The sequence below is a fragment of the Klebsiella sp. R390 genome, from assembly GCF_051131745.1.
In the GTDB taxonomy this organism is placed as follows: Bacteria; Pseudomonadota; Gammaproteobacteria; order Enterobacterales; family Enterobacteriaceae; genus Klebsiella.
Map to the genome: position 1 here is coordinate 4,403,082 of NZ_CP180445.1, position 26,443 is coordinate 4,429,524.

Genomic DNA, 26,443 nt, shown 5'->3' on the forward strand with positions numbered 1-26,443 from the left:
GTGGTTGCACCGGAGTTGCTTCTCTGCACCCTAAAAACGAGGTCATTATGTCCGTGAATAACAACCAGTGGTTCGGTTTGCCGCTGAATCTGATATGGGGATACATCGCTATCGCCGTGTTCATGACCGGCGACGGGTTTGAACTGGCTTTCCTGTCACACTACATCAAGGAACTAGGCTTTACGCCGGCGCAGGCCTCTTTCGCCTTTACGCTGTATGGCCTTGCCGCTGCGTTATCGGCGTGGATCTCGGGTGTGGTCGCCGAAATTATCACTCCGCAAAAAACGATGCTGATTGGCTTTGTGTTGTGGTGTGTGTTCCATGTGCTGTTCCTGGTCTTCGGCCTCGGGCATGCCAACTATCCGCTGATCCTGTTGTTCTACGGCATTCGTGGCTTCGCCTATCCGCTGTTCCTCTACTCCTTTATCGTCGCCATCATCCATAACGTGAAGAGCGAAGGCGCCAGTTCGGCGTTGGGCTGGTTCTGGGCGGTCTATTCCATCGGGATTGGCGTGTTTGGCAGCTATATTCCGAGCTTTACGATCCCGCATATTGGTGAACTGGGTACGTTATGGCTGGCGTTGGTGTTCTGCGTGACCGGCGGCATCGTTGCCCTGGTGTCGCTGCGCCACATTGAGACGCCGCGGCATATGCAAAATCTCACCACCCGCGAGAAGTTTGCCGAGCTGGGCCGCGCGGCGACGCTGCTCTATACCAACCGCAATATTTTGCTCTCCAGCATGGTGCGGATTATCAACACCCTGTCGTTGTTCGGTTTTGCGGTGATTATGCCGCTGATGTTTGTCGATGAGCTGGGCTTTACGACTTCAGAATGGCTCCAGGTGTGGGCGGCGTTCTTCTTCACCACTATTTTCTCCAACGTGCTGTGGGGGATCCTCGGTGAAAAGCTGGGCTGGATCCGGGTGGTGCGCTGGTTTGGCTGTATCGGGATGGCGTTGTCGAGCCTGGCGTTTTACTACATTCCGCAGCACTTCGGCCATAACTTTGCGATGGCGCTAATACCGGCGATTGCGCTGGGAATTTTTGTGGCGGCGTTTGTGCCGATGGCGGCGGTATTCCCGGCGCTGGAGCCGAAGCACAAAGGGGCGGCCATCTCGGTCTATAACCTGTCGGCGGGGCTGTCCAACTTCCTTGCTCCGGCCATTGCGGTGGTGCTGTTGCCATACTTCAGCACCATCGGCGTAGTGGTGGCCTACACCGCACTGTACGTGCTGGCCTTTTTCCTCTGCGCGTTTATCCGCGTTGAGCAGCCGGGCTTTACTATGGCGCCGGACGCTGCCAGCAAGCGCGTTGAGTTTTCCTGATTGTGGTTACCGGGCAGATATGACGGTCATACCTGCCCGGTCAGAAGAGAGATGATAAGCATGAAAGCGGTTATTTTTGACATGGATGGCGTCATTATTGATTCAGAAGCGCTGTGGCGCCGGGCGCAAAGGGAGGCGCTGGCCAGCCTGGGCGCCACGGTCAGCGAGAGTGAATGTGAGACGTTGACCAAGGGCAAACGGCTGGATGATATTGCCCGGGTGTGGTGTCAGCACTGCCGGCTGGCGCTAACCCCTGAACAACTGGAACCGCTTATTTTAGGCCGCATCACCGGGCTGATCGCTGCAGAAGGCCAGGCGATGTGTGGCGTTGATGAGGTCTTCGCCTACGTGCGCCAGCAGGGCTACCGTATCGCGCTGGCGACCTCTTCATCCCATCAGGTGATTTCCGCGGTGCTGGATAAGCTGTCGCTGCGCCCGTACTTTGACGTGATTTCCAGCGCCGATGACGATGAGTGGGGAAAACCGCATCCGGCGGTCTACCTGTCAACTCTGCGCAGGCTTGGCCTGAGCGCCGGACAGTGCCTGGTGTTTGAAGACAGCTATCATGGTTTTTGTGCCGCGCAGGCGGCGGGTATTCCAACGGTGGTCGTAGCACCGGATTGTCAGCATCCGCGCTTTAACGGCGCCGTCGCCCGTCATCATTCGCTAGCCGAGTGGCTGCAGCGGCAATCTGAACCTGCGCTGGCCGCAGGGTAATGACCCTTCTGGTGAGCGCAGCATCCCTGGCGATGTAAACGGTCTGTTCGTCCCCACGTGCTGCGCTCACCGCTCTAACACGCCCTGTCGACCGCCATCACATTTCGCCCCTCTTTTGTGAAAACAATCACGTCTTGTCGTGCCAATGCCCAAATTTCTGCCGTTGCTTAGCGGAATTTGTCCGAGGCAGTGTTACAAATTTGTGCTTAGATTAGTAATTGAAACGCTTTTTCAATTAAACGAGCCCGCATTTCCGGATTTACTCCGTTGCGCCCATTTCAGGTGAATGCGTTCAGGTGCTCTGTACTAAGGATTAATAATGAAAATTGAATCTGTAAACGTGACCGTTTTTGAGTATCCCACCCGTCGGGTTTCCGACAGCGCCGGGCATTCTCATCCCGGGGCGGAAAGCATGGCGAAAATGGCGATGCTGACCATTACTGCCGACGACGGCAGCCAGGGCTTCTCCTTCTCGCCGCCGGAGATCGTACGGCCGTTTGTGGTGAATACCTTCTTTCGCAAAGTGTTGGTGGGGCAGGACCCCTTCAACCGTGAGCGCATCTGGCAGGATCTCAACCACTGGCAGCGTGGCAGCGCGCATCAGCTGACCGAACGCGCGTTGTCGTTTATCGAGCAGGCGCTGTGGGATCTGATTGGCCGCAAACTCAATATGCCGGTCTATAAGCTGCTTGGCGGCTATCGCGATAAGGTGCCGGCCTACGGCAGCACCATGTGCGGCGACGATCTGCCCGGCGGGCTTTCCACGCCGCAGGAGTACGCGGACTTCGCGGAACAGCTGGTCGCCCGCGGCTATAAAGCCATCAAACTGCATACCTGGATGCCGCCGGTCTCCTTTGCGCCGAACCCGAAAATGGATATCAAAGCCTGCGCGGCGGTGCGGGAAGCGGTGGGGCCAGACATTGACTTAATGATCGACGGCTACCACTGGTACAGCCGCGCTGAGGCGTTGTGGATCGGCAAAGAGCTGGAAAAACTGGACTTCGCGTGGTTTGAAGAGCCGATGGAAGAGGATTCGATGTCGTCCTACGCCTGGCTGGCTGAAAATCTGACCATTCCGATCGTCGGCCCGGAAAGCTTCGGCGGCAAACACCATATGCGCGCGGAGTGGGTCAAGGCCGGCGCCTGCGACATTCTGCGCGCCGGGGCCAATGGCGTGGGCGGAATTACACCAACCATGAAGGTGGCGGCGCTGGCGGAATCCTTCGGTATGGATTGCGAAGTTCACGGCAACGGCGCCGCGAGCCTTGCGGTGGTTGGGGCGATCCGCAACTGCCGCTGGTACGAGCGCGGTTTACTGCACCCGTTCCTCGATTATGACCAGCCGGCGGCGTACCTGAATAGCATTGTCGATCCGATGGACGACCAGGGCTTTGTGCATTTGTCCCAACGTCCGGGCCTTGGCGAAGATATCAACTTTAACTGGATTGAAGCGCATACCGTCAGCCACGACTGAGTATTAACCAGCAGCACCCTATAACAATAAAACCAGCCCTCCTTGTTCGTGCAGCGTAACCGCAGGCACGAGCGACGGCGGGCGTACCCTACAGGCGATACCGACATGAAAAGAACTTCCCTGATGGGAGCGTGTTTGCTCGCGCTCGCCATAAGCATGGGGGGTGGGGGGGCGTACGCCAAAACGCCGCCCGACCAGCTCATTATCGGCATGAACATGAATAACCTGCTCACCCTCGACCCGGCGGCGATGACCGGTAACGAAGTGGTGGGGATCGTGGTAAACCTCTACGACTCGCTGGTGGAGCTCGACCCGCAGCAGCTGACGCAGGTGCGCCCGGCGCTGGCGGAGTCCTGGGACATTGCCCCGGACGGCAGCGCCCTGACTTTCCATCTGCGCAAAGACGTGAAGTTTCACTCGGGTAACCCGCTCACCGCCGCAGATGCGGTGTGGTCGATGCGGCGTATCCTGCACCTCAATCTTGCCCAGGCCTCGGTGTGGAAATCGTACGGCTTTAGCAAAGATAACATCGATAAGCAGGTGACGGCGCTGGATGACTACACCCTGCATATCGCGCTACCGAAAGCCAACGATCCGCAACTGGTGCTTTACTCGCTGGGTGCGCTTGGCAACCTCGGCGTGCTCGACAGCAAAACGGTGCAAAGCCACGAAAAGGATAACGACTGGGGCAACCGCTGGCTGACCACCCACGAAGCCGGTTCCGGGCCGTTTATGCTGGAAACCTGGCAGGCCAAAGACGTCCTGCGCATGCAGCGTAACCCTGGCTACTGGCGCGGCGAGGCGAAGTTGAGCCGGGTGGTGCTGCGCCATTTTCAGGAGTCACAAACGCTGCGCCTGATGGTTGAGAAGGGCGATCTGGATATTGCCAGCAATATGGCGGTGTCGGATATCAATGCGCTGCGCCATGACCCGGCCTTGAGCATCGATGCGGTCCAGCGCGGGACGATGTACTACGTGGCCATGAGCATGAAGGAGCCGCATTTCGCTAACCCGAAAGTGCGGGAGGCGCTGCGCTATCTGATTGACTATCAGGGCATTAATAAAGCGCTAATGCCGGGCTATGGTGTGCTGCATCAGCGTCCGATTAAAGCGGGGATGCCTTCGACGCTGCCGGACCCTGGCTACCGGCTGGACATTCCGCGGGCGAAAAAACTGCTGGCCGAAGCCGGCTATCCCGACGGGTTTGACACCACTTTGCGGGTGCTGTCCGACCAGCCGTTCCTCAATATTGCTATCGCCGTGCAGTCGACGCTGATGCAGGCGGGCATTAACGCCAAAATCATCACCGGTACCGGCAACCAGATCTACGGCGCGATGCGCGAGCGCCAGTTCGACCTGCTGGTGGGGCGCGGCGGCAGCGGCATGGAGCCGCATCCGCACTCCAGCCTGCGCGCGCTGGTCTACAACCCGGATAACAGCGATGCCGCCCGGCTGACCAACTTCCAGGGCTGGCGTACCGGTTTCTACGATAAGCCGCTCAACGAGATGATCGACCGCGCGTTGCTCGAACGCGATCCGCAAAAACAGGTGGCCGACTATCAGGCGATTCAGACCCGCTACGACCAACTGGTGCCGGCCCTGATCCCGTTGTCACAAATGGTGGATTCGGTGGTGGTGCGCCACGAGGTCAAGGACTATCAGCCGCACCCCTCCGCCACCACTTTTTTACGCGACGTCTATAAAGTCAGCGAAGGAGAGAAAGGATGAGCACCATGCTGTTTTCCCCCGGCTCTCGCGCCCGGCGCTTTTCAACCCGCCTGCTGCAGGTCGCGATTACCCTGTTTGGCCTGCTGCTGCTGACCTTCACCATCGGTCGGGTGATGCCCATCGACCCGGTGCTGGCGATTGTTGGCCCGGATGCCGATCAGAGTACCTATCAACAGGTCTATCAGCAGATGGGCTTTGACCGTTCGCTGCCCACGCAGTTTGCGATCTACTTCTACAACCTGATGCACGGCGATTTAGGCAATGCGCTGCTGACCGGTAAACCGGTGATGGACGATATTATCCGCGTCTTCCCGGCCACCATGGAGCTGGCGACCATGGCGATTATCGTCGGCGCCGGTCTTGGCATTCCGCTGGGCGTGCTGGCGGCAGCGCGGCGCAACAGCTTGAGCGATTACGTGGTGCGTATTATCAGTCTCGCCGGCTATTCCACGCCGATCTTCTGGGTCGGGATGGTGGGACTGCTGGTGTTCTATGCCTGGCTGGGATGGGTCGGCGGCGCCGGGCGGGTGGATCTCGGCCTCGACGGCATCGTGCCGCGGCGCACCGGGCTGATGACCGTCGATGCGCTGCTGGCGGGCAACAGTCAGGTGTTCTGGAACGCCATCAACCACCTGATTCTGCCGGCCTCTTTACTGGGCTTTCACTCGCTGGCCTACATCAGCCGTATGACCCGCAGCTTTATGCTGGCGCAGCTGTCGCAGGAGTTCATCATCACCGCCAGGGTGAAGGGCTTAACCGAGCGCCAGGTTATCTGGAATCACGCGTTCCGCAATATCCTGGTGCAGCTGCTGACCGTGGTGGCGCTGGCCTACGGCGCCTTGCTGGAAGGGGCGGTACTGATTGAAACCGTCTTCTCATGGCCGGGGTTCGGCTCTTATCTGACCGGCAGCCTGTTGCTGGGCGACATGAATGCGGTGATGGGCTGCGTGCTGCTGGTCGGGGTGATCTTCGTCATGCTCAACCTGCTTTCTGACATGTTGTATCAATGCTTTGACCCGAGGACCAAATCATGACCGTTTCTCTGGAGACGCCGCTGCAACGCGGCGGTACTGAAGGCCGCCGGCGGGTCATGCGCACCCTGGCGTGGGGCGCCGGATTCATTGGTAAAATGGCGCGCAACCCGCTGACGGCGGTGGGCGGCGGGATTATCAGTCTGTTGCTGATCGTGGCGATTTTTGCCCCATGGATCGCTCCCTACAACCCGCTGGTTCAGGATCTGAACAATGCGCTCAGCGCGCCGGATGCGCAGCACTGGTTCGGCACCGATGAGTTTGGCCGTGATATCTTCAGCCGCCTGGTCTATGGTTCGCGGATCACCTTGTATATCGTGCTGCTGGTGTCGGTCACCGTCGGGCCGCTGGGCCTGCTGCTGGGGGTGAGCGCTGGTTACTTCGGTGGCAAAGTAGATATGGTGCTGATGCGGGTGACCGATATCTTTATCTCCTTCCCGAGCCTGGTGCTGGCGCTGGCGTTTGTGGCGGCATTAGGGCCGGGGCTGGAGCATGTGGTGATTGCTATCACCCTGACCGCGTGGCCGCCGATTGCGCGTCTGGCGCGGGCTGAAACCCTGTCGCTGCGCCAGGCGGATTTTATCTCCGCCGTGCGTTTGCAGGGCGCTTCTCCGGCGCGGGTGCTGTGGCGACACATCGTTCCACTGTGCCTGCCGTCGGTGATTATCCGCATCACCATGAATATGGCCGGGATTATTTTGACCGCCGCCGGACTGGGCTTCCTCGGCCTTGGCGCACAGCCGCCGGAGCCGGAGTGGGGGGCGATGATCTCCAGCGGGCGCACCTACATGATGGAGTGCTGGTGGGTAGTAACGATTCCGGGGCTGGCGATTCTGATTAACAGCCTGGCATTCAACTTCTTAGGAGATGGCTTACGTGACATCCTCGATCCTCGCAGCGAATAATGCACCAGCGAATAACGCACCGCTACTCGACGTCGGCGATCTGTGCGTTGATTTTGTCAACGGCGGCGCGGTGACCCATGCGGTGCGCGGCGTCTCCTTCCAACTGGGCCGGGAAAAGCTGGCGATTGTCGGCGAGTCCGGCTCGGGAAAATCCACCGTCGGGCGGGCGCTGCTGCATCTGCATCCGAAGAAGGCGCGGATCACCGCCAGCCGTATGCAGTTTGGCGATATCGATTTGCGCCAGCAGAGCGAAGCGCAAATGCGCACCATTCGCGGCAAGCGCATCTCGATGATCATGCAGGACCCTAAATACTCGCTGAACCCGGTGGTGTGCGTTGGGGATCAGGTGGCTGAAGCCTGGCTGACCCACAACCCCGGGCGTAAAGCGCAGGCCAGAGCCCGGGCGCTGGAGATGCTGGACGTCGTGCGTATCCGCGATCCGCAACGGGTCTATCGCCTGTATCCGCACGAGATTTCCGGCGGCCAGGGGCAGCGGATCATGATCGCCATGATGTTAATCACCGATCCGGAGCTGATCATTGCCGATGAACCGACGTCGGCGCTGGACGTCTCCGTACGCCTGCAGGTGCTGGGGCTGCTCGATGACCTTGTAAAGTCGCGCGGGCTGGGGCTGATTTTTATCAGCCACGACATCAACCTGGTGCGCAGTTTTTGCGACCGGGTGCTGGTGATGTACGCCGGACGGGTGGTGGAGTCCATTGCGGCCAGTGAACTCGATAACGCCCGGCATCCCTACACGCAGGGGCTGATTAACGCGTTACCGGATATGCAACATCGTCGCCCGGTGCTGCCGGTGCTACAGCGCCAGGCCAGCTGGCTTACGGAATAAGGAGCGGATGATGATTGAAGTTAATAATCTGAACCTGGTGTTTGGCGAAGGCGAGAAGCGTAACCAGGTGCTGTACGACGTCAGTTTTCAGGTGCAGCCGGGGGAGATTTACGGGCTGGTGGGGGAGTCCGGTTCCGGGAAGACCACCGTGCTGAAGTGCCTGGCGGGGCTGTTCACCCACTGGCAGGGCGCGCTGTCGATTGACGGCCACGTGCTGGATCATCAGATTCGCCGCGAGCGCTGTCGGCAGGTGCAGATGGTGTTTCAGGACCCCTACGGATCGCTGCATCCGCGGCATACCATCGGCGATATCCTCGAAGAGCCGCTGCAGATCCACGGCATCGGCGATCGCGACCGACGGGTGAATACTCTGCTGGATCGGGTGGGGCTGAACCGCGCTTTTCGTGACCGTTATCCGCACCAGCTTTCCGGCGGTCAGCGCCAGCGAGTGGCTATTGCCCGGGCGCTGATTCTGGAGCCGCAGGTGCTGCTGCTGGATGAACCCACCTCGGCGCTGGATGTGTCGGTACAGGCCGAAATCCTCAACCTGCTGGCGGAGCTGCAGCAGGAATCCCGCTTAACCTATCTGATGGTGACTCATGATTTAGGGGTGATAGCGCATCTGTGCCAGAAGGTGGCGGTGATGCAGCATGGCAAAATCCTTGAGACGCTGACGGTGGATGCGCTGGTCAACGGTGATGCGCAGACGGCCTATACCCAAATGCTGGTTACCGCCAGCCAGCGCTATACCCGGGAGATGGCGCGCGAAGTGGCTGCCTACTGATGTAAAGGCCGGTGCGTCAGGGATGAGGCACCGGCACCATCCTGGTTATTTCAGCAGCGCACAGTCCGGCGGCAGGCGGCAGCGCAGGGCGCCGGGCAGCACTTCCATGCGGAAATGTGTGCCGCTGAGCGGTTCACCATCGAGGTTAAAGGTCATTTCATGGGGCGCGGAAATCTCAAACCATGACGATACGCCATCCACCAGGTTCGGGGAGTTGTCGGGGTTCGCCAGGGTGGTGAACAGCGCCGGAAGGAGCTCTTCGCCGGTAAAGACCCGCACGTGCAGCAGGCCGTCGTTAATCAGCGCCTGCGGGCAAAGCTGCTGGCCGCCGCCGGCCTGACGACCGTTGCCGATACCGATCACCAGCGCGTTCCCTTGCCAGCTGAAGTTCTCGCCGCGAATTTCGCAGCGGTCGGGCTTAAGGGTATCCATGCGCATCAGGCCATGAATCAGATAGGAGATGCCGCCCAGCGCGGCTTTGAGTTTTTCCGGCGTCTCGGTGGTGATCCGGGTACCAAAACCGCCGGTAGCCATATTAATAAAGCCGGTCTTATCGTTAACCCGCGCGACGTCTATCGCCACTTCCCGGCCCACGATCGCCAGCTTCAAGGCGCTGGCTAAATCTTGCGGAATGCCGACGCTGGTGGCGAAGTCGTTGGCGGTGCCCAGCGGCAAAATACCGAGCGCGGCCTGACATTCACGCTGAACCAGCGCTGTGGCAACTTCATTGATGGTGCCATCACCGCCGCCAGCAATCACCGTGCCGACCTCAAGCTGCATGGCCTCATCGACATACCGGACGGCATCGCCCTTTTCCCAGGTCACGCGGACATGTATGTCGACGCCTTCTTCGCGTAACAGGGTGATTGCTTCACGTAGCTGGGGGTCGTTCGCCCCTTTGCCGTTAAGAATCAGTAAGCTGGCTGGAAACGTGGACATGGGTATGGCTTCCTTTTTGCACAAGATGCAGAAAGTGTACCGCATGACGCCGGGGATGGATATTTTGCGCCACTTATCGTGAGAAGTACGACAGGCCTGGGTTGTGATAGAGGGTAAAAAAAATAAGCCCGCGTAAGGGAGATTACGCAGGCTAAGGAGGTGGTTCCTGGTACAGCTAGCATTTATGGGTTATGTTTTTCAGCAGGATGGATGATACCCGCTTCAAACGAAGCGGTGTGTGATCCGTTTCTAATATCTTTGTTCCGTGAAAAAATAACCCTACTAAACCATCTTATTTCGAGCTGCATTTGCGTTGGCTTTGCTCCTCGGCCTCCGCCTGCCGCTCGAATGATTCAGGGTGTACCTTAGTTCCCGTGTGGGTTACGGGTGCTCTGTCCGGCAAAGTTACGCATCAGCAGCGCGTATTGCAGCTCCACCTCTTCCGGTACCGGCAGCCAGACGGTGTAGCCATCGCCTGGGGCGACCGGCATCGCTTCGCCTTTGGCGTTCACCATATGTTCGAGGGTGAAATTGACATTGCCCTGCGGCGTCATCAGCTCCAGGCTGTCACCGACGGAAAACTTATTTTTCACCGCCACGGCCGCCAGCTGACCATTGCGTTCGCCGGTAAATTCACCGACAAACTGCTGGCGTTCGGAGAGGGAGTAGCCGTACTCGTAGTTCTGGTAATCGTCATGGGTATGACGGCGCAGGAAGCCTTCGGTATAGCCGCGGTGGGCCAGCCCTTCCAGGGTTTCCAGCAGGCTTTCATCAAACGGTTTACCGGCGGCGGCATCGTCGATTGCTTTGCGGTAAACCTGAGCGGTACGCGCGCAGTAGTAGAAGGATTTGGTCCGGCCTTCGATTTTCAGCGAATGCACGCCCATTTGGGTCAGGCGTTCAACGTGCGCAATGGCGCGCAGGTCTTTGGAGTTCATGATGTAGGTGCCGTGTTCGTCTTCAAAGGCGGTCATGTATTCGCCCGGACGTTTTGCTTCCTCAATCATAAACACCTTGTCGGTCGGCGCGCCGACGCCCAGGGTTGGCTCGACGGTCTGGACCGGAATCGGCTCCTGCTGGTGGACGATGTTGCCGACGATATCTTCTTTGCCTTCTGAAACGTTATATTCCCAGCGGCAGGCGTTGGTGCAGGTGCCCTGGTTCGGGTCGCGCTTGTTGATATAGCCAGAGAGCAAGCAGCGGCCGGAGTAGGCCATGCACAGGGCGCCGTGGACGAAAATCTCAATTTCCATCTCGGGAACCTGGCTGCGGATCTCGGCAATTTCATCCAGCGACAGCTCGCGGGAAAGAATCACCCGGCTCAGCCCCATCTGCTGCCAGAATTTAACCGTCGCCCAGTTAACGGCGTTGGCCTGTACCGACAGGTGGATCTGCATTTCCGGGAAGTGCTCACGCACCAGCATGATTAAACCTGGATCGGACATGATCAGCGCGTCCGGCCCCATATCCACCACCGGCTTGAGATCGCGAATGAAGGTTTTCAGCTTGGCGTTATGCGGTGCGATATTGACCACCACGTAGAATTTTTTCCCCTGCTGATGCGCTTCATTGATGCCCAGCTGCAGGTTTTCGTGGTTGAATTCATTGTTGCGCACGCGCAGAGAGTAACGCGGCTGGCCAGCATAAACGGCATCGGCGCCATAAGCGAAAGCGTAACGCATATTTTTCAGCGTTCCCGCCGGGGAAAGGAGTTCCGGTTTAAACATGATTTTCTCGTTCTGATGACAGGTCAGATTCGCCACACCTGATGCGGCGAGTTGGGGAGACGCTCTCGCAGGGAGAGTGCCCACACATTAAGGGCGGGCATTGTAGCGCTGTGGTCAGGGAGAGTAAACCTTTCGCCGGCGTGAAATCTTCCCCCAGTGAAGGGGGGAAGGGAGGATTAGGCCAGCCGGCAGGCGTCCGCTTCCCAGCGATAGCCGACGCCATAAACCGCGCGAATAAACGACTGTTCGGCGTCGAGCGACTCCAGCTTGCGCCGCAGATTTTTGATATGGCTGTCGATGGTGCGGTCGGTCACTACACGATAATCATCATACAGGTGGTTAAGCAGTTGCTCGCGCGAGAAGACCTTGCCCGGCTCCTGGGAGAGGGTTTTCAGCAGGCGAAACTCGGCCGGGGTCAGATCCAGCAGCTTATCGCGCCATGACGCCTGAAAACGACCTTCATCGACGATCAGCGGGCTTTCCGCATCCAGCGCCAGCAGATCCCGGCGCGGCTTACAGCGGCGGAGAATGGTTTTCACCCGCGCCACCACTTCACGCGGACTGTAGGGCTTACAGATATAATCATCGGCGCCAATCTCCAGCCCGAGCAGCCGATCGATCTCCTCAATTTTGGCGGTAACCATCACCACCGGCACATCGGAGAAGCGACGGATCTCCCGGCACAGGGTCAGACCATCGGTGCCCGGCAGCATCAGATCCAGCAGGATGAGGTGCGGTGGGGTTTGACGAACGTAAGGCAGGACCTGATCGCCGTGATTAATCAGCGTCGGTGCATAACCTGCTGCGAGCAAATAGTCGAGCAGCAACTGACCCAGTTTGGGTTCATCTTCCACGACAAGAATGCGTGGGGTATTTTCATCAACAGGTAATTCACTCATACGTCTCTCGATATATCACGTTCCAGTGGTAACTCAACTTTAATGCTAACCCCGCCAAAAGGCGAATGGTCAGCGCGTAAGCTGCCGCCATGGGCAGCCACAATATTGACACAGATCGCCAGCCCTAGCCCAGAGCCGCCACTGGCACGATTGCGAGAACCTTCAGCGCGATAAAAACGTTCGCACAGCCGCTCCAGTTGCTGGTCGCTGACCCCCGGACCGCTGTCGGCGAAATCCAGAATCAGGCGTTGACCGCTCTGGCTGGCGCTGATCAGCAGCTGTCCGCCGCTATCGGTATAGCGGAGGCTGTTTTCCAGCAGGTTATTAAACAGCTGCATCAGGCGATCGCCATCGCCAAAAATCATCGCGCTTTCCGGCAGCGAGACCTTGATGCTCAGCCCCCGGCTGGCAAAACGTTCGCGGAAAGCGCCCGCCGCCACTTCCAGCAGGGTAATGATGTCGACCGAGGTTTTCTGATAGGCCAGCGCGCCTTCATCGGACATCGACAGCTGGTGCAGATCGTCAACCAGCTTGGTCAGGGTGGCGACTTCAGCCTGCAGCGATGTAATCGAGTCCGGGGTGAATTTACGCACGCCGTCCTGAATCGCTTCCAGCTCGCCGCGCAGCACCGCCAGCGGAGTGCGCAGCTCATGAGAGATATCCGCCATCAGATCGCGGCGCATCTGCTGGTTGCGTTCAAGGGTGCTGGCAAGCTGGTTAAAATCCTGCGCCAGTCGACCAAGCTCGTCGCTGCTGCTGGCGGTGACGCGGGTACTGAAATCCCCCGCAGCCAGACGATGGGTCCCTTCAACCAGCCGCTTCACCGGCGCCAGTAGCCCGCGGGCCAGCGGGAAGGTCGCCAGCGCCGCCAGCAGCGTGGCGAGGGCGACAATCAGCCAGCTGGTGCGTTTCTGCTGGCGATCGAAGTTGATATCGGTATTGCGCGTCAGGCGCTCGACCGGCGATGCCACTACCATGCCGACCCGCACGCCGTTGACCATAATGTCGCGACGGGTGCCATCTTCCGGCAGCTTTTCCGGCGGGCCGACCAGCACCCGGCCTTTTTGATCAACAACCCAGAACATGGTACGCCAGCCGTGCGGCGGCATATCCGGGCCGGGACCTCGGGGGCCGCCTGGCGGGCCATCGGGTGGACCTTCTGGCGGCGGGCCATCGTAGGGCGATCCGCCGCCGTTCATTCTGCGCCCGCCGGAGGCGCGATCGTCATTGTCGCGGTCAAACGATTTTAAGATCTGAAAAATAAAACGATCGTTGTTACGCAGGAATTTCCAGCTGCCGTGCAGGGAGTACTGCTCGCTTAACGCATCGCCCAGCAGGGTCAGGCGCTGTTCGTTGCCGCGTTTGATATAGTCGATGAACCCGCGTTCAAAGCTGATGCGCACCGCCCAGTGCATGCTGATCAGCAGCACGATACAGGTGGCTAAAATGGCCAGAAACAGTTTGCCGGTAATACCCGGACGCCAGTACTTCACGGCTCACTCCTTTTATGACGGCTACGACGGGCGATGGTGGTGTTGCTGCCGGTCTCATCCGGCACACGGGAAAAAATAAACGCCGGGAGTGCAATGATCGCCGCCATGCACAGATAGGTATAGAAGAAGACCTGATGGACGGTTGCCGGGTCGGCGCTCAGATGCTGCTGGCCGAACATCCCGAGGAGTATCCCGGCGATGGTGACGCCGATACTCATCGACAGCTGCATGATCATCGACAGCAGGCTGTTGCCGCTGCTGGCCAGCTCATCCGGCAGGTCTTTCAGGGTCAGGGTATTCATTGAGGAGAAACGGCTGGAGTTGATCATGCCTTGCAACACCAGTACCACCGGCAGCAGCCAGTACCAACCCGCCAACGCGACGGCCATAAACAGCAGGCTGACCAGCGCCAGGCCGAGGGTCGCCACCACCAGCACGCGGCGGTAACCAAAGCGGTTCACCACCTGCACCACAATGCGTTTCATCCCCATACTGCCGAGGACCATCGGAATCATCATCAGCCCGGCGTGGAACGGCGTGAAACCGAGGCCGATTTGCAGGAATACCGGCGTCATAAAGGGCAGCATCCCGCTACCGATACGCCCGGCAAAGCTACCGCCGAGCCCGAGGGAGAAGGTGCGGTTGCTGAACAGCTTCAGGCTGAACAGCGCGTTATCGTTATCCCGGGCGTACCACAGATAGAGCAGGATGGAGGCAATGCCGATGACCACCAGCGCGCTGAGCAGCAGCGGCGAAATCCCCAGTCCTTTTTTACCGTCGAGCGCGAGGGTTAAGGTGGCCATTCCCGCCGCCAGCAGAATAAAACCAAAAATATCAAATCGCCGGGTTTGTAAGGTGTAGTTTGGCATCAGCCACAGGGTGGCGATGGCGCCAATAATCCCCACCGGGATGTTGATTAAAAAGATCCAGTGCCAGGAGGCATACTCCACCAGAATACCGCCGAGGGCCGGACCGAGCAGCGGCCCGACCTGGCCGGGGAGGGTCACGAAGGTCATGGCCGCCATATATTGCGAACGTGGGACGATTTTCATCACCGTCAGGCGGCCGACGGGCACCATCATTGCGCCGCCAACCCCCTGCAGTACCCGGGCCATGACCAACTGATCGAGCGTGTTGGCCTGGGCGCAAAACAGGGAACCGAGGGTAAACAGCACGATCGCCGTGAAGAAAATATTGCGTACGCCGACCCGATCCGCCAGCCAGCCGCTGGCGGGCAGCATGATCGCCACCGTCAGCACGTAGGAAACCACCACCATATGCATGTGCAGTGGGCTCTCCCCCAGGCTTCGCGCCATGGAGGGAAGGGCGGTATTGACGATAGTCGTGTCCAGCGACTGCATAAAGAAGCCGAAAGCCACTATCCAGAGTTGCCAGCGTACGCTGGCGGGCAGTTCATTCATGTTAATCGCTTACCGGCTGGTTGGATTTGCGCGAAAAACGTAATCGCAGACGGTCGAAGAACAGATAGACCACCGGCGTGGTATAGAGCGTTAACAGCTGGCTCATCACCAGTCCGCCGACGATGGTGATCCCCAGCGGCTGACGCAGTTCCGAACCATCGCCGCCGGATAGCACCAGCGGCAGCGCGCCGAACAGCGCCGCCAGGGTGGTCATCATTATCGGGCGGAATCGCAGCAGACAGGCCTGGAAAATGGCCTCTTCCGGTGCGAGGTTGCCGTTGCGCTGGGCATCAAGGGCAAAGTCGACCATCATGATGGCGTTTTTCTTTACTATCCCAATTAATAGCATAATGCCGATAAGCGCGATAAGGCTGAACGGTGCGCCAAATAGCTCCAGCGCCAGCAGCGCCCCCACGCCCGCCGAGGGCAGAGTGGAGAGGATCGTGAGCGGGTGCACGTAGCTCTCGTACAAGACCCCGAGCACGATATAGACCGTCGCAATGGCGGCAAGAATCAAAATGACCTGCGAATTCATCGTCTGCTGGAACACCTGCGCGGTGCCGGCAAAGGAGCCGCGCACACTGGAGGGCACTCCAAGCTGGGTCATGGTGCGGTCGATGGCCTCGCTGGCTTCCGACAGGGATTTACCGGTTGGCAGGTTAAAGGCGATCGTCGAGGCTGCCGACAGTCCCTGGTGATTCACCGACAACGGTGCGTTGGCCGGCTGCCATTTGGCAAAGTAGGACAGCGGGATGGGCTTGTCTTCGCTGTTGATGACAAACATCTTATCCAGCGCGCTGACGTCCTGGGTATACACCGGGTCTACCTCCATCACCACTTTGTACTGGTTCAGGGGTTGGTAAATCGTTGAGATCTGCCGCTGACCGAAGGCGTTATTCAGCAGGCTGTTGGCGTCCTGGACGCTGATCCCCAGCCGCGACATGGTATCGCGATCGTAGATAAGGTCCATTTCCGCGCCGTTATCCTGCTGGTCAGAGTTAACGTCCGCCAGCTCCGGCAGGGCAGCGAGAGCTTTACGGATCTTCGGCTCCCATTCGCGCAGCGCCGCAAGGTCATCTGACAGCAGCGTGTACTGGTAGCTGGCGTTGGCCTGACGTCCGCCGACGCGAATATCCTGGACTGCCATTAAGAACAGATTAGCACCCGGTTCTTTCGCCAGTTTTAGCCGTAGACGGTCGATAATTTGCTGCGCTGTTTCGTGCCGCTGGTCACGGGACTTGAGGGTGATAAACATCATTCCGCTGTTGACCCTTGAGCCACCGGTAAAACCGGTCACGTTATCCACCGCCGGGTCTTCGCGGATAATTTTCATAAAGTCCTGAAGTTTGCCGCGCATCGCCTGGAAGGAGATGCTTTGGTCGGCCTGAATGCCGCCCATCAGCACGCCGGTATCCTGCTCCGGGAAGAAGGTTTTCGGAATTGAGATATAGAGCCAGACGCTCAGCGCGATGGTACCCAGCAGGACCAGCCCGGTCATGCGGCTGTGTTTGAGGACCCACTTCAAAGAGGTGCCGTAGCCGCCCTGTATTGCGACCAGCACCCGACCGAAACCGCGGTTGCGCGTCGGCTGAGAAGGTTTGCTGCTCTTAAGCAGCCAGCCGCACATCATCGGTGTCAGCGTGAGGGAGACCGCCAGCGAAATGCCGATCGCCACCGACAGAGTCACTGCGAATTCACGCAACAGTCGTCCCGGTAACCCGCCCATCAGCAGTAACGGTAAAAAGACTGCCACCAGCGACAGGCTCATCGACAGCACGGTAAAGCCGACTTCGCGGCTGCCCTGCAGCGCTGCCTGCAGCGGTTTCATGCCGGCTTCCAGGTGGCGGGAGATGTTTTCCAGCACCACGATGGCGTCATCCACCACGAAACCGGTGGCGATAGTCAGGGCCATCAGCGACAGGTTATTGAGGCTGAAATCGCACAGATACATCGCCGCAAAGGTCCCAATCAGCGACACCGGAACCGCTACCGCCGGGATCAGCGTCGCCCGGCCGGAGCGCAGGAACAGGAATACCACGAGGATCACCAGCGCTACCGAGATAATCAGCGTCTGTTCCACCTCTTCCAGCGAGGCGCGGATGGTCGGTGAGCGGTCCTGGGCAATTTGCAGGTCGATGGCCGCCGGAATGGTCTGCTGCAGCTCCGGCAGGCGGGCGCGAATGCTGTCCACCGTCTGAATGATGTTGGCTTCCGGCAGTTTGCGGATCATCAGCAAAATAGCCGGTTTGGCGTTGGTCATCCCGGCGTTGCGCACATCCTGTACCGAATCGCTGATGGTGGCGACATCGCTGAGGCGAACCGCCGCGCCGTTGTTGTAGTGCACGATCAGCGGCTGATATTCCGCGGCGGTTTTGAGCTCATCGTTGGTCTGGACCTGCCAGCGCTTGCTGTGGTCTTCCAGCGCGCCCTGCGGCTTGCGCACGTTAGCATCGGCGATGGCGGTGCGCACCGCGTCCAGCGAAACACCCTGGTTAAACAGCGCCTGCGGGTTCAGATCTACCCGGACCGCGGGCAGCGAGCTTCCGCCCACGTCTACGTCCCCGACGCCATCAATTTGAGCAATGGTTTGTGCCAGCTGGGTGGAGGCAAAATCGTACAGCTCGCCCTGGGAGTAGGTGTCCGAGGTGAGCGTGAGGATCATGATCGGCGCGTCGGACGGGTTAGCCTTACGGTAGGTCGGGCGGCTTGGCATGCCGCTGGGTAACAGACTCTGCGCGGCGTTGATCGCCGCCTGCACATCGCGGGCCGCGCCGTTGATATCGCGGTCGAAATTGAACTGCATAATAATGCGCGTGCTGCCCAGCGAACTGGAGGAGGTCATCTCAGACACGCCGGCGATGCGGCCCAAAGAGCGCTCAAGCGGCGTCGCCACCGATGAGGCCATGGTTTCCGGCGAAGCGCCAGGCAGCGAGGCGCTGATCATGATGACCGGGAAATCCACCTGCGGCAGCGGGGCTACCGGCAGCAGGCGAAACCCCAGCACGCCGCACAGGGTGATGGCCAGCGAAATTAAAATCGTGGCCACCGGGCGGTAAATGAAGAGGGCAAAAAACTTCATTTACGCCTCCTCCTCATGTCGCGGGAAGCGGCTTTTAATGTACAGCGACAGGCGATCGAACAGCAGATAGATGACCGGGGTAGTAAACAGCGTCAGCACCTGGCTTAACATCAGACCGCCGACCATGCCAATCCCCAGCGGACGGCGCAGCTCGGCGCCGACGCCGGTACTGAGCATCAGCGGCAAGGCGCCAAGCAGGGCGGCGAGGGTGGTCATCAGAATCGGGCGAAAACGCAGCAGGCAGGCCTGATAGATAGCTTCGCGTGGAGGCATACCCTGCTCGCGCTCGGCGGCCAGCGCAAAGTCGATCATCATGATGGCGTTTTTCTTGACGATACCAATCAGCAGGATAATCCCGATGATCGCAATGACGTCCAGCTCGCTGCCCGCCAGCCACAGAGACAGCAGTGCACCGACGCCGGCGGTCGGTAAGGTCGACAGAATGGTGATCGGGTGGATAAAGCTTTCATACAACACGCCAAGCACGATATACATCGCCACCACCGCGGCCACCACCAGCCAGACGGTATTGCCGAGCGCCGACTGGAAGGCGAGGGTGCTGCCCTGGAACTGAGTGCGGATCTCGGAGGGGAAATCCAGCGCCTGTTCGGCGGCGAGGATGGCCTCGACCGCATCGCCCAGCGAGTAGGCATCCGGCACGTTAAACGAGATGGTGGTCACCGGGAACTGATCGAGATGGTTAATCGATAGCGGGGCGAATCGCTGTTCAACGCTGGCAATGGATTTCAGCGGCACGATACCGCCATCGCTGCTGGTCAGGCGAATATTGTCGAGCGCCGCCAGCCCTGGGGTTTCGCGGGTGTCGTGCTCCAGCACCACGCGATACTGGTTTGCCTGGGTGTAAATGGTGGAGATCAGCCGCTGGCCGAAGGCGTTATACAGCGCATTATCGACATCGGCCATGCTGATGCCGAGCCGGCTGGCGCTGTCGCGGTCGACCTTGATGTAGGCCGCCAGACCCTTATCCTGCCAGTCGCTGCTGACGTCCGAGAGCTGCGGCAGCGCCTGAAGACGCGTCAGCAGCTGCGGTACCCAGTTACTGAGGGCGTCGAGCGAGTTGGCCTGCAGGGTGAACTGGTACTGGGTTCGGCTGACGGTGGTATCAATCGTCAGGTCCTGCGTCGGCTGCAGATAGAGTTCAATACCCGGAATGCTGTCGACCGATTTTTGCAGACGCGAGATAACGACCTGGACACGGTCGTCGCGTTCATCCAGCGGTTTGAGGTTAATCTGTAAGCGGGCGCTGTTCAGTGCCGGGTTGGTCCCGTCAACCCCGACGAAGGAGGTCAGGCTCTCGACGGCCGGATCCTTAAGGATCGCCGCAGAGACCTGCTCCTGGCGCTGGGCCATATTGGCAAATGATGACGATTGCGGGGCCTGGAGGGTGCCCTGAATAATGCCGTTATCCTGTATCGGGAAGAACCCTTTGGGGATAAAGACCCATAGCATAATCGACAGCACCAGCGTGCCTAAGGCCACGCTCAGGGTCAGCCATGGGTGATTAAGCACCCGGCTCAGTACCCGCCCGTAGGCCGCAATCACGCGATCGAAGAAACGCTCGCTGGCCCGGGAGAAGCGGTTTTGCTTGCGCAGCGATTCGTGGCTGAGCATGCGCGCGCACATCATCGGCGTCAGGGTCAGGGACACCACGGCGGAGATCAGGATCGCCACCGCCAGGGTTATCGCAAATTCGCGGAACAGGCGGCCAACGATATCCCCCATAAACAGCAGCGGGATCAGTACGGCGATCAGTGAAAAGGTTAGTGAGATAATGGTGAAGCCGATTTCACCGGCCCCTTTCAGCGCGGCGGCGAGGGGCTTTTCACCCTTTTCGATGTAGCGGGAGATGTTCTCGATGACCACGATGGCGTCGTCGACCACAAAACCGGTGGCGATAGTCAGCGCCATCAGGGTCAGGTTGTTGATCGAGAAGTCGAGGAACACCATCACCGCGAAGGTCCCTACCAGCGACAGCGGTACCGCCACGCCGGGGATAATGGTGGCCGGGACGTTGCGCAGGAACAGGTAAATAATCATCACCACCAGCGCAATCGCCAGCATTAGCTCAAACTGGGTGTCGCTGACCGAGGCGCGGATGTTGTTCGTCCGGTCGGAGAGCACCTGGACCTTGACCGATTTCGGCAGGCTCTCGGTGAGCTGTGGCAACATCTCACGGACGCTGTCGGCGGTGGCGATGATGTTGGCCCCCGGTTGACGCTGGACGTTCATGACGATGGCCTGCTGGTTGTTAGCCCACGCCCCAAGCCAGCTGTTTTCCGCCCCCTGTTCAATGGTGGCGACATCGCCGAGACGAATCGGTGCGCCGTTCTGGTAGGCGACGATCAGTCGGCGGTAATCCTCCGCCGATTGCATCTGGTCGTTTGCCGACAGGGTTACGGCACGGGTAGGGCCGTCCAGGCTCCCTTTCGCCGAGTTCACGTTGGCGCTGGTGATGGCGGTGCGGATGGTTTCGCTGGTCAGCCCGAGCGCGGCGATGGCCTGGGCGTTGAGCTTCACGCGTACCGCCGGGCGTTGACCGCCCGCAAGCGTCACCAGCCCAACGCCGGAGACCTGGGAAATTTTCTGCGCCACCCGGGTTTCCACCATATCTTCGACCTGGGTCATCGGAATGGCGGATGAGGTGACGGCGAGGGTCATGATCGGCGGATCCGCCGGGTTTACCTTGCTGTAGACCGGCGGGTTCGGCAGGTCGGAGGGCAGCAGGTTGGTGGCGGCGTTGATCGCTGCCTGCACTTCTTGTTCAGCCACGTCCAGCGCGAGCGTCAACTGAAACTGAAGCGTTACTACCGAGGCGCCGCCTGAGCTTTGCGACGACATTTGTTTCAGGCCGGACATCTGTCCAAACTGGCGTTCAAGCGGCGCGGTAATCGCCGAGGTCACCACGTCCGGGCTGGCGCCAGGATAAAGTGTGATCACCTGGATGGTCGGGTAATCGACCTCCGGCAGGGCGGAGACCGGTAAAAAACGATAGCCGATGATCCCGGCCAGCATAATCGCCACCATCAACAGGGTGGTGGCGACCGGGCGCATGATAAACAGTCGGGACGGGCCACCCGTGCTGCTCGGGGGTAACACTTGCATCAGGAGCGTGCTCCTTTTTTACCGTACTCACGGCTGGTGGCTTTTTCCGCGGCGGCAGGTGCGCTGTGCGGATCGACAACTTCCACTTTCGCCCCTTCGGTCAGACGGTCGATACCGTCGGTGACGACGCGGTCACCGGCAGAGAGCCCGGCGGTAATCACCACTTTCAGACTGTCCTGGATACCCGGCGTGACGGTATGTTTGCTGACTTTGTTTTCGTCGTTCAGAACCCATACGAAGTGCCCGTCGTTGCCCATTTGCAGGGCGGCGGTTGGGATGACGACCGCGTTCTGCTCGGTATCGACCAGCATGCGGGCGTTGACGAACTGATTCGGAAACAGCGCGTCATCCAGGTTGGTAAAGCGCGCTTTCAGCTTGATGGTCCCGGTGGTGGCGTCAATTTGGTTATCCAGGCTCAGCAGGGTTCCCTGGCTGATTTTCTGTTTGTTGGTCCGGTCCCAGGCATCAACCTGCAGCGTTTTGCCGGCTTTCTGCGCCTGGACGACGGTCGCAATATCATTTTCCGGCAGCGTAAAGACGACATCGATAGGATGGGTCTGGGTTAACACCACAATGCCGGTGGTGTCGCCGGTGGAAATCTGGTTGCCGATATCAACCTGTTTAAGGCCCACGCGCCCGTCAATCGGGGCGGTGATGCGGCTCCAGTTGAGCTGCAGCTGTGCGCTGGCTACCGCGGCTTCGTCGGCTTTAATGGTGCCTTCCGTTTCACTGACCAGCGACTGCTGGGTATCCAGCTCCTGACGTGAAACAAGGTTGCTTTTCACCAGTTGCTGATAGCGGGCGAGGTCACGTCGGGCGTTGGCCAGCGTGGCTTTATCTTTAGCGAGCTGTCCCTGGGCCTGCGCCAGCGCCACCTTAAACTGACTGGGATCGATTTCGGCGAGGAGATCCCCCGCTTTGACCTGTTGGCCTTCCTGGAAATGGATCGCCAGCAGCTGGCCGTCTACCCGGCTGCGCACGGTGACCGTATTGGCCGCCGTGACGGTGCCGAGGCCGCTGAGATAACGCGGGACCGACTCACTGGTGGCGGTTGCTGCCTGAACCGGCGCCAGCGCCGCGCCGAAGCGCCCGTGACGAGCGCCGCCTGGGGCCTGTTGATGTTGACCATTCGTCGCAGACGGCGCGCCGTTTGCGGTGTCACGACTATGCCAGAACCAATATGCTGCGCCGGCAACAATAATCACCGCCAGTGCGGTTCCCCAGCGAAGTGTGTGACTGCCTTTCATTTATTGTTATCTCATCCTGAAGGTTTCGCGGAATGATACTATTTTAGTGAGCAAACGCCCCGCAAAAATGGAGGAATTGTGAAAAGACTGTCCAGAACTGTCTGGATAAAATGCTTTTCGATGAGCCGCTTACGTTAAAAAAAGCGGGCATTTTCTGACCGTAATCTGGCGGTCAACAGCGCGTTCCCTCCTGATTTATAAGGGGGCTTATTCGCGTGCTGATGCCTGGTATAACCACCGCTTTGTCATTATTATCGACATTATAGGTCTGCGTGACAGGGACTGTGGCGCCTGGCGTAAGAGTTTGCGAGGCGGATTCCGGTATCTGGCGCGGGTCGCGGAGGGATGATGAAATTTATTAAGAAACAGAAATGGCTGCTGACCGGCGGCGGCATCACTGTGCTTCTTTCCGCTTTGCTGATTAACAACCTGATGCTATCGCACCAGCGTGCGCAGTTAGAGGAGATGAGTGATGAACTGCTCAGCCACGCTGAAGAGGTCACCACGCAAATTGTCTCGGCCATCAATCGTGTTCACACCCGAGAGATCGTAGGCTGTCGTAAGCAGGATATTGCCGCCCTGCGCGAGGTTATCTGGAAGTACGCTAATGTGGAAGACCTCGGCATTATTGAGGATGGCAAGATTGCCTGTACCGCCAACTGGGGCGTTCTCGATAAACCGCTGCTGCTGCCTGACGAAAAATATGTCGTGCCGAACGGCTTTAGTATCTACAAAGGGGTGCGCAACTATCTGCCATATGGCGTGGTTCTGGACATGAGCCAGTACGGCAATGTTATCTCGTTTACCTCTTCGTTTGCCTTCAGTGGTTTTGTGCGTCGCTATAAAGGGCTCGATTTTTCATTAACCAGTCATAATGGCCAGCACGTTTTCCTCAACGATCTCAGCGCCGATACCGAGGCCGGGTCGGCGGCGACATCCCGTCTTTGCAGCCAACAATATGATATCTGCGCCAGTCTGGCACAGAAAAAACAGGGTTTTTTATCGCTCCCAGCGCTACTTATCGCCGCAATCGCAATCGTCGCTTTTATTATCGGGGCCGCGTTGCTCTACGCCATTCTGAGCTATCTCGCGGAACGGCGCTCGCTGGAGTTTCGTTTAAAAAAGGCGATCCTCAATCAACGCATCGATCTGGAGTACCAGCCGTTAGTCTGTGCCAAAAACGAAAAGATCGTCGGCGTAGAGGCGCTGGTTCGCTGGCATGACAAGATTTTTGGTCAGGTCCCGCCGGACCTGTTTATTTCGATGGCGGAGCAGCTTAATGTCTCTGACGATATCGCGACATTGGTGATTGAGAAGGCGACCCGTGAGCTGAAAACGATTCTGCAGGACGATCCAGGCTTCACCCTGGCGATCAATATCGGTAAAAGTGAAATTAACAATCCGTATTTTTTAGATAATCTGATGCGGGTGCTTAAGCGTCATGATATTCGCCCGCAGCAGATTAAAATTGAAATTACCGAAAGAAGCGGCGAGTACTATAAAAAAATAGCGGCCTTCTCATTACAGGCGATGAACCGTGGGCTGCGGATCGCCCTTGATGATTTTGGTACCGGCTCTTCCAACCTGCTGTGGTTGACCGAAGTGTTTTACGATGAAATTAAGCTGGACAAGTTTTTCGTTAACGGTCTGAAGAATGAGTACAAACGCAATATATTGACCTCAATTCTTGATATCGTCTGCCAGCTCAATAAACAAATTGTGTTTGAAGGGGTAGAAAGTAAAACGGACTATGACTTTGTCAAATCCTTCGATGAAAACGCGCTGATTCAGGGCTGGTATTTTTACAAGTCGATGCCGATTGAAAAACTTCGCGCGCTGCTGCTGTCTGAATCGCTTGCGCTACGTGAACAAAGCGCATCGCTATAGCGGGCGACAAGGGGCTATCCGCCGACAGCGGAATGCGTCGTTTGCGCACAATATACAGCGTAAATCGACAATCCAGACCGGCTATTCAGCCGGACCGGTGACAATATCTGTTTGATAATCAAGAAAACCCGTTAATTTTCTCGCGTGTCGGGAAGCGTAACGTTCATTTGTCACCTGAGGGTTCTCTATGCATTTCAACCAGGCTATTGCCCGTCTGCCCGCTGCCACCTGCGCTGCCGGCCAAACCACCGCCCGGCTCGGGGCGCCAGATATTGCCGGCACGACCCGCCAGTTCCTTGCCTATGTGGAAACCTTGCTGCAGCTTGGGCTGAAAGTCACCGTCCTGCCTGCCGCCGCGGATTACCCGGATGCCCACTTTGTGGAAGATACCGCGGTAGTGATGCCGGAGCTGGCGGTGATCACCCATCCTGGGGCGCCGAGCCGCCAGGGGGAAGTGGCGACCATCGCCCCGGTGCTGGCCGGCTTTCGCCCGCTGGTACAGATGAGCGATCGTGGTCATATGGACGGCGGTGACGTGCTGCTGGTCGGCAAGCAGTTTTTTGTCGGCCTGACCGCACGTACCGACGAGCAAGGCATCCGCGAGTTTGCCGCCGCCGTTGAACCGCACGGCTATCAGGTTACCGCGATTGAAGTGAGCGCCGGGCTGCACCTGAAATCGATTGTAAACTACGTCGGGCGCAACACCCTGCTGCTGACGGAAGGCTACCTGCATCACCCGGCCTTTAGCGGCTTCAATACCATTGTGATCCCGCAGGAAGAGGCGTATGCCGGCAATACCTTGTGGATCAACGATACCTTGATTACGCCGCAGGGTTACCCCTATACCCTCGGCGAAATCAGCAAGCTGGGGATGCCGGTCGTGCAGCTCGACACCAGCGAATTTAAGAAAATGGATGGCGGCCTGACCTGCCTTTCACTGCGTTTTTAGCCACACCGTTGACATCAGGGGTAACCAATATGAAAACACGTATTGCCGCTTTACTGGCCTGCATGGCGCTGAGCGCACCGCTGGCCGCGCAGCAGTTTGATACCATCAGCTTTGGGGTGGACGGTGGCTATCCACCGTTTGATGTCCTTGCGCCCAGCGGCGAGATCACCGGCTTTGACATTGATATTGCCAACGCCCTTTGTACACAGCTAAAAGCGAAATGCGTTTTCGTGAAGCAGCCGTTTGAGAGCATGATCGCCGCGCTCAACGCCCATAAATTCGATGCCATTATTGCCTCGCTGAACATCACCGATGAGCGCAAGAAAGAGGTGGATTTCACCGACCGCTACTACCGCAGCGCGGCGCAGCTGGTGGCACGTAAGGGCAGCCCGCTGTTGCCTGATGCCGCCAGCCTCAAGGGCAAGACCGTCGGGGTACAAACCGGTTCAACCCATGAAGCCTACGCCAGAACCCACTGGGCCAATCATGGCGTGAAAATCGTCGGCTACGCCAACCAGGATAACGTTTATCTCGATCTGCTCTCCGGGCGTATCGATGCTTCCTTGCAGGACAATATCCAGGCGGCCACCAGCTTTATCGATACCCCGCGCGGGCAGAAGTTTGCCTTTGCCGGCCCGGTGATCAGCGATGACAGTATCTCGTCTGACGTCGGCATTGCGGTGAATAAAGACAATCCGGCGCTGCGCGACGCCCTGAACGGTGCGATTAAGCAAATCCGTGCGGACGGCACCTACGAGGCCATTCAGAAAAAGTACTTCAGCTTTGATATCTACGGCAAATAAGCCGTGAAGGGGAGGGCGCGATCGATGATCGGCGCCCCTTTACGACACGGGTGGAAGACAGA

19 protein-coding genes are annotated in these 26,443 nt (G+C 58.6%); 11 read left to right on the plus strand and 8 right to left on the minus strand.

All coding sequences use genetic code 11. From position 1 onward, the window contains the following. Nucleotides 1-47 precede the first annotated feature (47 nt). The 8 genes from ACMYSP_RS20655 (at nt 48) to ACMYSP_RS20690 (ending at nt 8,814) form a co-directional block, all read left to right on the plus strand. Complete coding sequence (locus ACMYSP_RS20655) at nt 48-1,325, plus strand: RbtT/DalT/CsbX family MFS transporter (RefSeq protein ID WP_434583910.1); 1,278 nt, start codon at nt 48-50, stop codon at nt 1,323-1,325. Between the two features lie 54 nt (nt 1,326-1,379). Continuing rightward, nucleotides 1,380-2,042: an HAD family hydrolase gene (locus ACMYSP_RS20660; RefSeq protein ID WP_434587204.1), complete on the plus strand. Its 663-nt coding sequence runs from the start codon at nt 1,380-1,382 to the stop codon at nt 2,040-2,042. Between the two features lie 319 nt (nt 2,043-2,361). Continuing rightward, entirely contained in the window at nt 2,362-3,516 is a 1,155-nt protein-coding gene (locus ACMYSP_RS20665) for a mandelate racemase family protein (protein ID WP_434583911.1), read from the plus strand. Nucleotides 3,517-3,621: 105 nt separating this feature from the next. Continuing rightward, nucleotides 3,622-5,244 (plus strand): ABC transporter substrate-binding protein, encoded by a 1,623-nt coding sequence (locus ACMYSP_RS20670; RefSeq protein WP_434583912.1) that lies wholly within the window; start codon nt 3,622-3,624, stop codon nt 5,242-5,244. Continuing rightward, nucleotides 5,241-6,278: an ABC transporter permease gene (locus tag ACMYSP_RS20675; protein WP_123755094.1), complete on the plus strand. Its 1,038-nt coding sequence runs from the start codon at nt 5,241-5,243 to the stop codon at nt 6,276-6,278. Before ACMYSP_RS20670 ends, ACMYSP_RS20675 begins: the two co-directional genes overlap by 4 nt. Beyond that, complete coding sequence (locus ACMYSP_RS20680) at nt 6,275-7,180, plus strand: ABC transporter permease (RefSeq protein ID WP_434583913.1); 906 nt, start codon at nt 6,275-6,277, stop codon at nt 7,178-7,180. Before ACMYSP_RS20675 ends, ACMYSP_RS20680 begins: the two co-directional genes overlap by 4 nt. Further along, nucleotides 7,143-8,030, plus strand: a complete 888-nt coding sequence (locus ACMYSP_RS20685) for an ABC transporter ATP-binding protein (RefSeq protein WP_434583914.1) — start codon at nt 7,143-7,145, stop codon at nt 8,028-8,030. The genes ACMYSP_RS20680 and ACMYSP_RS20685 overlap by 38 nt, the downstream gene beginning before the upstream one ends. A gap of 10 nt (nt 8,031-8,040) precedes the next feature. Beyond that, complete coding sequence (locus tag ACMYSP_RS20690; RefSeq protein WP_434587206.1) at nt 8,041-8,814, plus strand: ABC transporter ATP-binding protein; 774 nt, start codon at nt 8,041-8,043, stop codon at nt 8,812-8,814. 45 nt (nt 8,815-8,859) lie between these two features. On the opposite strand, the gene yegS is transcribed toward ACMYSP_RS20690, so the two are convergent. The 8 genes from yegS to ACMYSP_RS20730 form a co-directional block, all read right to left on the minus strand. Further along, a complete protein-coding gene (gene yegS, locus ACMYSP_RS20695) occupies nt 8,860-9,753 on the minus strand; it encodes a lipid kinase YegS (protein ID WP_434583915.1) in 894 nt (297 codons plus the stop codon). A gap of 365 nt (nt 9,754-10,118) precedes the next feature. Further along, on the minus strand, nt 10,119-11,480 hold the full coding sequence (gene yegQ / locus ACMYSP_RS20700) for a tRNA 5-hydroxyuridine modification protein YegQ (protein ID WP_434583917.1): 1,362 nt from the start codon (nt 11,478-11,480) through the stop codon (nt 10,119-10,121). Between the two features lie 176 nt (nt 11,481-11,656). Beyond that, entirely contained in the window at nt 11,657-12,379 is a 723-nt protein-coding gene (gene baeR, locus ACMYSP_RS20705; RefSeq protein WP_434583918.1) for a two-component system response regulator BaeR, read from the minus strand. Next, the gene (baeS, locus tag ACMYSP_RS20710; protein WP_434583919.1) at nt 12,376-13,872 is read right to left on the minus strand and encodes a two-component system sensor histidine kinase BaeS; all 1,497 of its coding nucleotides are present in this window, start codon (nt 13,870-13,872) and stop codon (nt 12,376-12,378) included. The genes baeR and baeS overlap by 4 nt, the downstream gene beginning before the upstream one ends. Next, the gene (locus ACMYSP_RS20715) at nt 13,869-15,293 is read right to left on the minus strand and encodes an MFS transporter (protein ID WP_434583920.1); all 1,425 of its coding nucleotides are present in this window, start codon (nt 15,291-15,293) and stop codon (nt 13,869-13,871) included. Before ACMYSP_RS20715 ends, baeS begins: the two co-directional genes overlap by 4 nt. Before the next feature lies 1 nt (nt 15,294). Beyond that, nucleotides 15,295-18,372: a multidrug efflux RND transporter permease subunit MdtC gene (mdtC, locus tag ACMYSP_RS20720; RefSeq protein WP_434583922.1), complete on the minus strand. Its 3,078-nt coding sequence runs from the start codon at nt 18,370-18,372 to the stop codon at nt 15,295-15,297. Next, nucleotides 18,373-21,495, minus strand: coding sequence for an MdtB/MuxB family multidrug efflux RND transporter permease subunit (locus ACMYSP_RS20725; protein ID WP_434583923.1), 3,123 nt, complete (start codon nt 21,493-21,495; stop codon nt 18,373-18,375). Next, nucleotides 21,495-22,742 carry an MdtA/MuxA family multidrug efflux RND transporter periplasmic adaptor subunit gene (locus ACMYSP_RS20730; RefSeq protein ID WP_434583924.1) on the minus strand — a complete coding sequence of 416 codons (1,248 nt, stop codon included), beginning with the start codon at nt 22,740-22,742 and terminating at the stop codon, nt 21,495-21,497. Before ACMYSP_RS20730 ends, ACMYSP_RS20725 begins: the two co-directional genes overlap by 1 nt. Before the next feature lie 345 nt (nt 22,743-23,087). On the opposite strand from ACMYSP_RS20730, the gene ACMYSP_RS20735 reads away from it, so the two are divergent. From ACMYSP_RS20735 to ACMYSP_RS20745, 3 genes are all read left to right on the plus strand, one after another. Continuing rightward, a complete protein-coding gene (locus tag ACMYSP_RS20735) occupies nt 23,088-24,629 on the plus strand; it encodes an EAL domain-containing protein (RefSeq protein WP_434583926.1) in 1,542 nt (513 codons plus the stop codon). A 187-nt stretch (nt 24,630-24,816) separates the two neighbouring features. Next, a complete protein-coding gene (locus ACMYSP_RS20740) occupies nt 24,817-25,578 on the plus strand; it encodes a dimethylarginine dimethylaminohydrolase family protein (protein ID WP_434583928.1) in 762 nt (253 codons plus the stop codon). A 29-nt stretch (nt 25,579-25,607) separates the two neighbouring features. After that, nucleotides 25,608-26,381, plus strand: coding sequence for an ABC transporter substrate-binding protein (locus ACMYSP_RS20745; protein ID WP_434583929.1), 774 nt, complete (start codon nt 25,608-25,610; stop codon nt 26,379-26,381). Nucleotides 26,382-26,443: the final 62 nt, after the last annotated feature.

Excerpts from the sequence above, each read along its gene's own strand:
- ACMYSP_RS20745 (WP_434583929.1), top strand. The coding sequence starts at position 25,608 with ATGAAAACACGTATTGCCGCTTTACTGGCCTGCATGGCGCTGAGCGCA.
- ACMYSP_RS20665 (WP_434583911.1), top strand. The coding sequence starts at position 2,362 with ATGAAAATTGAATCTGTAAACGTGACCGTTTTTGAGTATCCCACCCGT.
- ACMYSP_RS20740 (WP_434583928.1), top strand. The coding sequence starts at position 24,817 with ATGCATTTCAACCAGGCTATTGCCCGTCTGCCCGCTGCCACCTGCGCT.
- ACMYSP_RS20735 (WP_434583926.1), top strand. The coding sequence starts at position 23,088 with ATGATGAAATTTATTAAGAAACAGAAATGGCTGCTGACCGGCGGCGGC.
- ACMYSP_RS20725 (WP_434583923.1), bottom strand. The coding sequence starts at position 21,495 with ATGCAAGTGTTACCCCCGAGCAGCACGGGTGGCCCGTCCCGACTGTTT.
- ACMYSP_RS20670 (WP_434583912.1), top strand. The coding sequence starts at position 3,622 with ATGAAAAGAACTTCCCTGATGGGAGCGTGTTTGCTCGCGCTCGCCATA.
- ACMYSP_RS20730 (WP_434583924.1), bottom strand. The coding sequence starts at position 22,742 with ATGAAAGGCAGTCACACACTTCGCTGGGGAACCGCACTGGCGGTGATT.
- ACMYSP_RS20675 (WP_123755094.1), top strand. The coding sequence starts at position 5,241 with ATGAGCACCATGCTGTTTTCCCCCGGCTCTCGCGCCCGGCGCTTTTCA.
- mdtC (WP_434583922.1), bottom strand. The coding sequence starts at position 18,372 with ATGAAGTTTTTTGCCCTCTTCATTTACCGCCCGGTGGCCACGATTTTA.
- yegQ (WP_434583917.1), bottom strand. The coding sequence starts at position 11,480 with ATGTTTAAACCGGAACTCCTTTCCCCGGCGGGAACGCTGAAAAATATG.
- ACMYSP_RS20680 (WP_434583913.1), top strand. The coding sequence starts at position 6,275 with ATGACCGTTTCTCTGGAGACGCCGCTGCAACGCGGCGGTACTGAAGGC.
- ACMYSP_RS20715 (WP_434583920.1), bottom strand. The coding sequence starts at position 15,293 with ATGAATGAACTGCCCGCCAGCGTACGCTGGCAACTCTGGATAGTGGCT.
- ACMYSP_RS20655 (WP_434583910.1), top strand. The coding sequence starts at position 48 with ATGTCCGTGAATAACAACCAGTGGTTCGGTTTGCCGCTGAATCTGATA.
- baeR (WP_434583918.1), bottom strand. The coding sequence starts at position 12,379 with ATGAGTGAATTACCTGTTGATGAAAATACCCCACGCATTCTTGTCGTG.
- ACMYSP_RS20685 (WP_434583914.1), top strand. The coding sequence starts at position 7,143 with ATGGCTTACGTGACATCCTCGATCCTCGCAGCGAATAATGCACCAGCG.
- ACMYSP_RS20690 (WP_434587206.1), top strand. The coding sequence starts at position 8,041 with ATGATTGAAGTTAATAATCTGAACCTGGTGTTTGGCGAAGGCGAGAAG.
- yegS (WP_434583915.1), bottom strand. The coding sequence starts at position 9,753 with ATGTCCACGTTTCCAGCCAGCTTACTGATTCTTAACGGCAAAGGGGCG.